General features: G+C 43.0%; 1 protein-coding gene. It reads left to right on the top strand.

Features of this window, described 5'->3' with window-relative positions; genetic code table 11:
* Positions 1-605: copper amine oxidase N-terminal domain-containing protein (locus tag BAZO_RS01625; protein ID WP_003329461.1), on the top strand; the 605-nt coding region annotated here is incomplete at both ends.

Raw genomic sequence — 605 nt, 5'->3', positions numbered from 1 at the left:
AACGCAGAGAACGGTGTACTATCATTCCGTGTTAAATCTGAAAGCACACGTGCAAGTAAGATTGAAATTTCTGGTGTGAAATTAGACCTTGATCGTGCGGTAGCGCAAGGTGATATCGAAGTAGAAGTTGGAGGCACGGCATTAGTACAAAACGCAGACCAAGCGTCTGGAACTGCATTTGATGGTGGAAAACTAGCTATCGGTCACAAAACATTCGATTCATTTGATTTAACAGGCTCTTCTATCGAAGTTGGCGAATTTGACAAAAACTATGTTGCGAAGAAAGCAATCGCAACCGTGGTAACACCAGCAGATGGTAACGCACGTGTAGGTGATGTAGTATTCACAGTAGGTAAAACAACATACACGGAAGCAGGCGTAGAACAAACGATGGACGTAGCTCCATTCATCGAAGCATCCCGCACATACCTACCAGTTCGTTATGTAGCGAAGTCTGTAGGTGTGGAAGGTAGCAAAATCCTTTGGGATGAAGCAACTCGTCAAGTAACGATCATTAAAGATGGTCAAGTCGCTCAATTAACAATTGGCAGCAACATCTTAACACTGAACGGTGCTAAAATCACAATGGATACAAAAGCAAAAGT

It is taken from the genome of Schinkia azotoformans LMG 9581 (genome assembly GCF_000307855.1).
Lineage (GTDB): Bacteria > Bacillota > Bacilli > Bacillales > Bacillaceae_J > Schinkia > Schinkia azotoformans.
This window is presented reverse-complemented; position numbering and strand designations above follow the sequence as displayed.